Origin of the sequence: Azospirillum griseum (assembly GCF_003966125.1) — a bacterium.
GTDB classification, from domain to species: domain Bacteria; phylum Pseudomonadota; class Alphaproteobacteria; order Azospirillales; family Azospirillaceae; genus Azospirillum; species Azospirillum griseum.
The window spans coordinates 1-9,107 of the sequence record NZ_RXMA01000061.1 but is presented as its reverse complement, the minus strand read 5'-3'; the positions used below and the strand labels follow the sequence as shown (position 1 = coordinate 9,107).

The following is a 9,107-nucleotide window of genomic DNA, read 5'->3' as shown; positions in this document are numbered from 1 at the left end:
AAACTCGCCATCACCGCCGTCATGCGGAAGCTCGTCACCATCGCCAACGCACTCCTGCGAAAAGGAACAAACTGGAAGCAGAAAACAGTTTGATCAAAACGGATACTCTCCACTTCTCCAGAGCAACTCCAGGTTGTTTGCAATCGCAAGCATCGGCGGACGGTTACGTTCAGGTTACATTGATCCGCTTTCTATGGCGGATTTGGCCATATCATACACTATGGCAAGTGTGGCCCGGTTTGTGGTCAGCATATGTTGGTGTAGACGCTCCACTCCGCGGCGCAACATTGCCGGATTTGCCTCAGAGAGCGATTGAATGGCACCGTCGATATCAAGGGGATGGATAACGATCCCCGCTTCATATTCGCGTACCATTGACGCCATATGATCGTAAAAGCTGTCCACTACTATCGGCAGGCCAGCTTGGATATAGGTAGTGAACTTGTTGCCTGTGACAACGCGTGAGATCGGTTGGATCAGGCTGAGATCAAGATTGTGGCAGGCATGCCAAGCGAGGTCAGCCTCTTGCATAATTGCCATGACCTGATGAACTGGTACCCTTCGATGGTAACGGATCGCCGATTCTAACGTATAGCGCTCGCTATAGATCTGGAAGGTCCGATCATGATCGGGCAAGAAATGTGAGGCGTTGTAAACGTCGAACACGAAACACCCCGTCTGGGCGAGTGGCTCGAAATACTCGAAATAATTTAGATCAGAATGCAGAAGCAAGCCGCCGATCCGTTCAGGTGGTGACATTGTGCCGGCAAAAAAGATCCGCTGGCATGAGGTACGCATGGGTAGGTCCGGTTCGGATTCGTCTTTTTCGCGGGGGATAATTCTAGGGAAATAGGTGCAATGACGGGCGCGGAACCCGCGTACTACCTTGTTCCATAGTGCTCCGCCATTCTTGCTGATCACGAGATCGGCGTGGAGCGAGGCGTACCATTCAGAATAACGGCTGATCGCAATTTCCTGTTCGCCAAACCCGTAGGACAATGTTAGGCGATCGCTGCGGAACAGGCAACCGAAGTCGTAAAATTCATTGATGACGATCGCATCGGGTAGGCAGCGTTTTACCAGCAGGATGAGATACTCGCCCTCCAAATGTGGCGAGGTCCTGAGGTAGACGAAGCGGGGACGAGTGGTGGTCAGGAATTGCTCGACGACGGCTATGGATTGATGACAATCGACCACTGGAAACGGATCGTCCGAGAAATGAGCCAGGAACATATCCGAGCGGCCGAAGAACAGATGCGTCGTACGATCCGCCGGTAGCATGGCAGCCAATTCTTGATTGCTGATTACCGACCATTCGGGGCCAGTGGTCGAGATGATGCAGGCACCGCCGGAGTGATCCCGAAACTTGGCAGTCTCCGGAGTTTTGTTGTTAAAGGCCGCGAAGTTCGGGTTGCTGAACAGCGGTATGACCTGACCGCGAAATCCTTGTGCTGCCAGGGTGGCCGCCATGCCCCCCTCTTGGGTGTGGTGGCATAGGATTACCAGGTCGGCAGACTCAGGATCGAACCGCTCTGGAGCCGTCACCGGCAGTCCATGAAAGACAGTTATATTGTCCGCTCGACGGTCGATCGCGCCGACAAGGAGCAAGTCGGCCTTGCGCCTCAGGACGGGCAGGATTGCCTCGGCGACAGTGCCGATTCCATACAATACAGCAGATCCGGATATATCGAGATGATCGACGAAAGTAGAAAGAGCGGCCAGATCCCGAACGGAGGTTCGGGTTACCGCAATTTCTCTCAGAATGTTGGCAACCATATCCGGATCGTCCCGCCGAAGATCCTCCGGGACCATGTCTATCAGTCGGCGGGGAATAGAAGGGGAGTGCGTCATGACCAGGAATCAACAAGCGTTTTCAGCGCATTCACCATGCGCTGGTTTTCACTCAGCATATAGTCACGCAACGCCAGGGCTCCTGGCTTATAATCCGCCGGGTTGATGCCACGCAGCGCGGCTTCAATCCGATCAGGCGTCGGCTCGGAAATGACGATCCCGGCGTTGAAGCGCCGGATCAGATCGACGGTAGCATTCCAAGTATCATCGACAATCACAGGAAGACCTGCTGAGATATAGCCGGTTACTCGAGCCGAAACAACGGTATGAGTATCGGGAAACTGCTCAACTTGATCCGATCGATTAATGCACATCCAACCGAAGTCATAGTCTTGGATGGTATTTACCATGACACCATGAGGCAGGGAATGATGATAGTGTTGCTGCATACTGTTAAATTCTTCATAATAGCGCTGAAATTTGATCCGCTCGGCCGGACGTCCCCCATCCATGGAGTTGAAGATGTCCAGTGAAATGAAGTCGAGTGACATTAGCCGTTCGAGCAGGGGCACAAAGCCGTAGAAAGACCAGTCGTCCAGTTCCGAAGGCGGCGGCACCGGTCCAGCATATACCAGCCGCAGCAAGTTGCCCTCGCTCTGCGGGCAGGCGGGCAGGGGGGGGATAGAAGGACGGGTGGCGGACTGGAAATAGCGGGCATAGGGTACCCGGAACTCCTTCTGGACCAGTGCCCAGCAGGGGCCGCTGCGTTTGGACACCACGGCATCGGCATGACGAACTGATACCAGCTCTCCCAGATGGCTGGCTTCAATTTCTGCATCGGTTGCGTAGTGAAGTGGACGCAAAGGTTCATTTGGAAACAGAAAGCTCCAGTCGTATATCTCGTGAATCAGGCGAGCATGAGGATATAAATCTCGAACAATATATCCCCAGTAATTATCGGCGATTACAGAGCTAATGTATATTGATTTTGGTTGAAGTATATCCAAAAGGTGCCTTAGGGCTGGCAAACTTCCTGCCGTCTGATGGAATCGAAAATATTCCGACAGGCTTTTCTCGGCTAATGATCCGACATAAATAAGAACGGTATCGTCGGGATTGAAAACCCGTGCAAGTTCCCGGTCATCGATCACATTGATGTGTAGACTGGTGCGTATGATCACGTTGCGCACCGGGCGGGCGCTGCGCGGAAGGCCGACCAAGGACATGTCCGTTCGGTCTTCACTCGCCCACCAAGACGCAAAACCCTCCGAAAGGAAAATGGTGAGGATCTTTTCCCAGGGAACGCCCAGCCGTTCAATCTCCTCGGCAAAATATGCTTCGCCAAACGCATGGCACACCAATAGACAATCATATGCCACGTCAAGCCTATCCGGGGCGAATACCGGCACCCCCTGTACGGGGCCGGTAGACGGTCCTCGGCGGTCAACAAACCCAACAATGTTCGCTTGGCCCTGGAAGTGTTGATGAACCCGCCGTGCTAAGTCGCCAGCAGGATACAGCAGGATACGACCGGTCGGCGGATGGGCATCGAGAAAGGCAAGCGCTACATCATTGCGGCGCGGAGCACAGTGTTGTGCGGCGAAAACACCGCTCCATTTCCGCATCCAAGCTGCTTCGTCCATACGTTGCTGAATTGGCAGTCGACTCCATGGTTCCCTAGGAAAATTTCCCAGATGATCCGGGTCGACGGTATCAACCGGCTGCCCGGGTGCAAACAGCGTTTCTTGTTGGTGCAACAGATCCAATTGATTAGATGGCATGGCTAGGATTGTTCGTTGTGTACATGCGCGCAGCGCGCGATGATGGCGATTCCCACAGCGATGTAAAGTAGTCGTCGCGGACGCCACGGGTCGTCGATACGGGAGCTAAGCCGTTGACGATACGGATGTCGGAGCTGATCCGGGTTGTTGTTCCGGCGTTTACCTCCTGCCCATGAACGAGGCCAAGCGACATGAACAGGGCTTGTCCAACCCGCATTGGTACGGGTTCAGAACGCAGGGCCACCTCAGGTCGTAGGATCTTCGGAGCATATGGAAAACCCAGCTTGTGCAGGGCCGAACCCCGCGTGATTATCGGATCGCTGACCTGTTCGAAGGGATAGTCAGATTCCGGATCCGCGTGAGAGCCGCTGAGCACGCGGAAGGCGCTAGATTCGTCCAGATCGGTGAAGGGGACGAACATTGAAACCTCGAATGGCGAGGAGCCATGATGGGTGTCACGATGAAAACCGAGATTGTCACGCGGCTTCCCCGGGCGGGCGATGCGCAGATAGGGGTAGGTCTGGGCCAGAAGATCCGCACCGATGAAGCCGGACAAGAATGCTCGCTGAGCCGCGACGATCCGCCGGGCGAAACCGCTGGCCCAATAAAAATCGGACAAAGCTTGTTGGATGCGGATATTGTCGTCGTCGCTCTCAACGAAGCGATGATAATCCTCCAACCGGGTCACCGAATGTCCCAAAATCCGATCAACCTCTGCAGTGAGCGCTGTCCGGGTTTCGTGCACGACGGAAGGGTCCGGCAACGTTACCAGTACCCAGCCGTTCTTGACGAAGGCATCGCCGCTTTTTTGCCAGTGGTCGTAAGCCGTAGACGCTTCCGTTGCGATTTGGCTTTCCGTTTCAGACATCTTGCGCTCCATTCTCGTATGTCGCGAATTCTTTCAGGAAAGCCGACAGGAAACCAATCTGCGCACGCACATCAATCTTGCGGCGGAATGCCACAGCGAACTCCCGTCGCCGTGCCCAGTCCTCGCTTTCGATGATGGCACGAAGCCGGGGCAGTTCCGACATCTCAACCGGAAGGCTCAGCTCCGGCGGGAATTGCCCAATAGCCCCGCGCATGGCGCGGTTGATGATGATCGGCAATCCGGCTGAAACGCAGACCAGAGCCGAGGTCGGCATCGTAGTTGCCGGAAACAGCGAATACACATCCCGCAGCAGCTGATCTTGTACCTGGGCAACGATGCGGGAAAAGACCTGCTGGTCATGCACCACCCAACCGGCATGGAAACTGCTGATCTCGTCAACTAGCATCTGGGCATCCCGCACTACCCGATGGATGCGAAAGTTGTCCCGTAACTCTGCTGGCAGCTCATCTCGGAATCGCGATGCAGCAGGATAGTTGGTGTAGTAATGGATCACCAGCCCTTGCTCGACCGCGCTGCGCACATATGCCTTCATCGGGTTGCGCGACGGCTCGTCGAATTCATCAAGCAACATGGAAATGGCTGCGATATGGATACGACCGTCCTCGATCGGTCGGGATTTGCTGCTTGTCGGACCGTAGCGTAGGAAGTGCAGACGTCGTTCCGGCAAACCCACGGCACGTGACAGAAACTCTCCCATCTCGGTGGTGTTGGAGCTGAACAGAACGGCCTTCGAAGCGCTCAGCATACTGCGGTAGGCTTCAGCTGAGCGCTGGGAGAAGTCAAAGTTGCGGTTTGCTGGTTTCACGGCGTCATACAGCACCGTCAGGAGATTCGTCCTGGTAAAGCGGGTCAGAGCTTCAGTGTAGCCATAAGCTGGCAGGGTCCGGCGGAGATCCCAGGCCGGATGGCACAGGCTTTCGGCGACCAGCCAGACCACACAACCGGGTAGGGGTTCGGATAGCAGTTCCAGCATGTCATGGAAGCTGATGGTCAGGCGCCGATCAGAGGGAACGATCTCGTCCGGCAGGGACGAGTAACTGGCTCCTTCCACTGTCTCCGCCCGTAAGGCATAGAACACCGTATGGCCGATATCTTCCAAAGCGCGATAGGTCGGATAGAGCGTCGAATGGATGATGGTGGACAGGACCAGAACCGGCCTCTCGGCGGCCAGAACGCGCTTTCGGAACGCGCGAACCGTATCCAGGACGCCTGGTTGCGCGTGATGATGCTCCAGAACCTCCAAGCAAGTCAGAATTGGGGTATCCGGGAGGCACGCTGAAAGCCTTTCAATGAACAGGCATGCGACCTCGGCATCGCTTGTCGGGATGAAGGCTGCGGCTGGTGCATTCCCCGAGGCCGCCAATGCGGCCAGTTCATCGGGGTGCCGCACGACTTCGCTACCGACCGCCTGGCCAGCCTTGTGGGTGTCGGCCAGGACAAGGTTCAGGTGTTGCCGAAGCAGCGGTATCAGAGGTTCGACGTAACTGGACACAGGCACGATCGCCAGTGTCGCCCCCGGCTCCAGACCAAACAAGCTTGCCAGAGAATCTCCCGCCTCCGCCAGCAGCCGTTCCATCATCCCATATCGGCACCAGCCGAGTTCAGCCTGAAGCAGCATGCTTCGCGCCGATAGAAGCGAGAACCGGTTATCCACAGTCCCGTCTTTGGGAAAGCAGGAAAGTAGCCGAGACGAATGACCGGCTGCCAGAGCAGATGAGCGGCAGTGGGACACAGATGGCAAGCATGTCATGTTCGTCTTCTCTTCATGCCCGCAATTCAAAGATATCCGGTTCCTTCAGAAGATCGGGAAGATAACGCCGCCCCCAGTCGATCATGTCCGCGATCCCCTGTTCCAGCGTGATGGTCTGTCGCCATCCCAGATCGCGCTTGATCTTGGTGCTGTCCAACCAATAGACGCTGTCTTCGCCCTGGCGACCTGGCACGGTTTGCACCAGCGCATCAAACTCCAGACCGAGTTGGTTTGCTACCATTTCGACCAGTTCCCGGATAGTGGACGGGTTCTCCGGACCTACATTGTAGGTTTCACCCGGCGGCGCAAAATCGGCAACCAGATAAATGGCCTGTCCGACGTCGGTGGCGTGCAGGTAGGACTTGCGCACCTGGCCGCCGCCTTCCAGAGGAAGGATCCGCTTGTCCAGCGCACAGATCACGGCCCGGGGCAAGATTCGGTACGTCAACTGGCCCGGGCCATAGGCATTGGATGGCCTCAAAATATTCATCGGGAATCCGCGTACCCGCCAATAACTCTCCAGATGGAGATCGCCGGCCATCTTGGAGATGGCGTAGGGGCTAGACGGACGCAACGGAGCCTCTTCCGTCACCGGGCCGTTGACCGAACCATATAGTTCGGACGTACCGATTTGAACGAACTTGCGCAGGTAGGATCGCTTGGAGAGTTCTTCGACCAGCTTTGCCAGAGCAACAACGTTGGTGTCGTAATAGCGCCAGGATTTGTCCCAACTGGTCGCGTAGGCGAGGGCGGCAAAATTGATGACGACCTCGGGTTTTTCCCGGTCAAGCAGTTCCAACAGTCTATCCTGTTCGAAGACCATGTGGATCTGCTTGTAGAGATAACGTGGATCGGGCCGATCTTCGGAATCTCGGCCAAGATTCAGGGTAAAGGCTGGTCCCCGCTCTGGATTGCGCCCAATGCAGATAACCCGTCGTGGTTCGGCGTGCTCCAACAGGTACTTTGCCGCATGGACACCAAAAACGCCGTTGCCGCCCAGGATGAGATATGCGTCGCCCGCCATTATGGCCTGTCCCCGTTCATCATTGATCCGCCCATGTTCGGCGTGTTCCGGTCCTCGTCGACCGGTCCACAGCTATCTTCGTAAAGACAGGTAAACTCGATGCTAATTCGGCATGTCATCCCGGTATTGACCGCGCCACCATGCAGAAGGTCGTCATGAAAGGCAAACACGCTGCCTGGCTCCAGAGGCAACAGGCGCAGGCCAAGGCTCTGCGGATCGACATCCAGGACCGGCTTCATGATGCCTCCCCGCCGTTCCACCCGATAAGGCGGATGCGGCAACCGATGCGTGCCGGGCGCGCACAGGATTCCATTGCGTCCGGGTTCCGTATGAAGAGGAATCCAGATCTTGAAACGGCGGTAGCCTGCGGGCATCCGCCCATGGCCAAGCGCCCAAAACCAGCTATCCGCATGCACCGTACCCACATCTTCCGCACATCCCGGTCGGACAAGCCGCCAAGTCACCTCCTCCGGCATCAATTCCTCCTCGTTGGAGATGCGGAGTGGTCCGAACTCTTGCTCCAGTTTCTTGAAGAAACTCATGGACCGAATGTGCCCGACCGCAGCAAATGGGAGAAGGCGGCGGGTCTTCACCCAGAAGTCACCATGATGGAAGGGGAGGGTAAGGCAATGATAATGCGTAATGCCGAGTGACATAGCTTGAGAGGCAATTTCCTCAGATTCAGTTCGAATTTCCCTGCATAAAGAAATAGAAACGCATTCTCTAACAAATGTCAATTCATCTAATGTCAAGGACATTTCGGTTGAAAATCCAAGATCTCCATCAATATCTTTCCTAATATTCAATTTAATTCTCCATTTCGTTGAGGGTTATTATTTAGAAATTTGCTATTTTCCCTCTTATCACCGAAAAAAGCTCGAGTTTCACATGCGCGCGCTTCCATAATCATTCGTCACCGTCGCGGGAGAGATCGGTCATCCCATACTCTCTTTCGCTCAACCTTCGTGCCCCGTTTTATCCGGAAGGCTGTTTCCACTGGCAATACCAGCAGAAACCATGTTACCGAACAAGCTACAGAGTAAGGCTGCCGCAATCTGATGTTAGAAACCCGGCCTTGGAACTGAGGTGATGTGCTGGACGGCCCTTCCACTCTCTTGGTTCGGTGGCAGGCTGATGCTGTCGAAGAAACCATGTGTGGACGGCCCCTCCGGCGCAAGAGGGAAATCCGTGTTGACTGGAGTTGCCCTGGAAAAGTGGAGAGCCTCCGGCTTTTGGTTATGCCGCCGCCTCGAAATCGCATGGGCTTCTGTAGCCAAGCGCCGAATGTCGCCGCACCGGATTATAGAACCCGTCGATGTAGCGTCCAATGGCAATTTCGGCTTCTAACCTGGAAAGGAAAATTGTTCTCCAGATAATTTCAGCCTTCAGCGTCTTGAACACCGTTTCGACCATTGCGTTGTCGTAGCAATTCCCCTTTCCGCTCATTGATATGACAAAGCCGCCATCTTTCAGTATTTTTTGATAATCCGCAGAGCAATATTGGCTCCCACGGTCCGAGTGATGAACAACGTCCTTCGGAGGACTGCGCAAGGCGATGGCTCTTCGCAGCGCGCTCATCGCCAGATCCTTCTTCATTCGGTCGCTTGTGGCCCAACCGATGATCCGACGGGAATGCAGATCCACCACGATGGCGAGGTACAGCCAGCCTTCGGCGGTCCAGATGTAGGAGATGTCGGCTCCCCATTTTTGGTTCGGCGCGTCGGCGCTGAAATCCTGATCCAGAACATTCGGCGCGACCGGGCCGCCATGGTCGCTGTCGGGTTTGAACCGCGCCGGGATTGTCGGCGGCTCCAACTCCTGAGAAGGTGGAGCGACGATGAGCAAGACAACGAACAAATTTTCAGCTGAGGT

At 55.4% G+C, this 9,107-nt stretch carries 7 protein-coding genes; all 7 read right to left on the bottom strand.

Annotation, left to right across the window (positions count from 1 at the left end):
- Positions 1-174: 174 nt before the first annotated feature.
- Positions 175-1,776: a glycosyltransferase gene (locus EJ903_RS25750; protein ID WP_126620733.1), complete on the bottom strand. Its 1,602-nt coding sequence runs from the start codon at positions 1,774-1,776 to the stop codon at positions 175-177.
- Positions 1,777-1,847: 71 nt separating this feature from the next.
- Positions 1,848-3,572 (bottom strand): hypothetical protein, encoded by a 1,725-nt coding sequence (locus tag EJ903_RS25745; protein ID WP_126620732.1) that lies wholly within the window; start codon positions 3,570-3,572, stop codon positions 1,848-1,850.
- Positions 3,562-4,440, bottom strand: a complete 879-nt coding sequence (locus tag EJ903_RS25740) for a hypothetical protein (RefSeq protein WP_126620731.1) — start codon at positions 4,438-4,440, stop codon at positions 3,562-3,564. The genes EJ903_RS25745 and EJ903_RS25740 overlap by 11 nt, the downstream gene beginning before the upstream one ends.
- Positions 4,433-6,079: a hypothetical protein gene (locus EJ903_RS25735; RefSeq protein ID WP_126620730.1), complete on the bottom strand. Its 1,647-nt coding sequence runs from the start codon at positions 6,077-6,079 to the stop codon at positions 4,433-4,435. Before EJ903_RS25735 ends, EJ903_RS25740 begins: the two co-directional genes overlap by 8 nt.
- Before the next feature lie 145 nt (positions 6,080-6,224).
- Positions 6,225-7,235, bottom strand: a complete 1,011-nt coding sequence (locus EJ903_RS25730; protein WP_126620729.1) for a GDP-mannose 4,6-dehydratase — start codon at positions 7,233-7,235, stop codon at positions 6,225-6,227.
- Positions 7,235-7,777, bottom strand: a complete 543-nt coding sequence (locus EJ903_RS25725) for a phytanoyl-CoA dioxygenase family protein (RefSeq protein ID WP_158628017.1) — start codon at positions 7,775-7,777, stop codon at positions 7,235-7,237. Before EJ903_RS25725 ends, EJ903_RS25730 begins: the two co-directional genes overlap by 1 nt.
- A 694-nt stretch (positions 7,778-8,471) precedes the next feature.
- A partial coding sequence (locus EJ903_RS25720) for an IS3 family transposase (RefSeq protein ID WP_246015989.1) occupies positions 8,472-9,107 on the bottom strand: 636 nt, incomplete at its 5' end.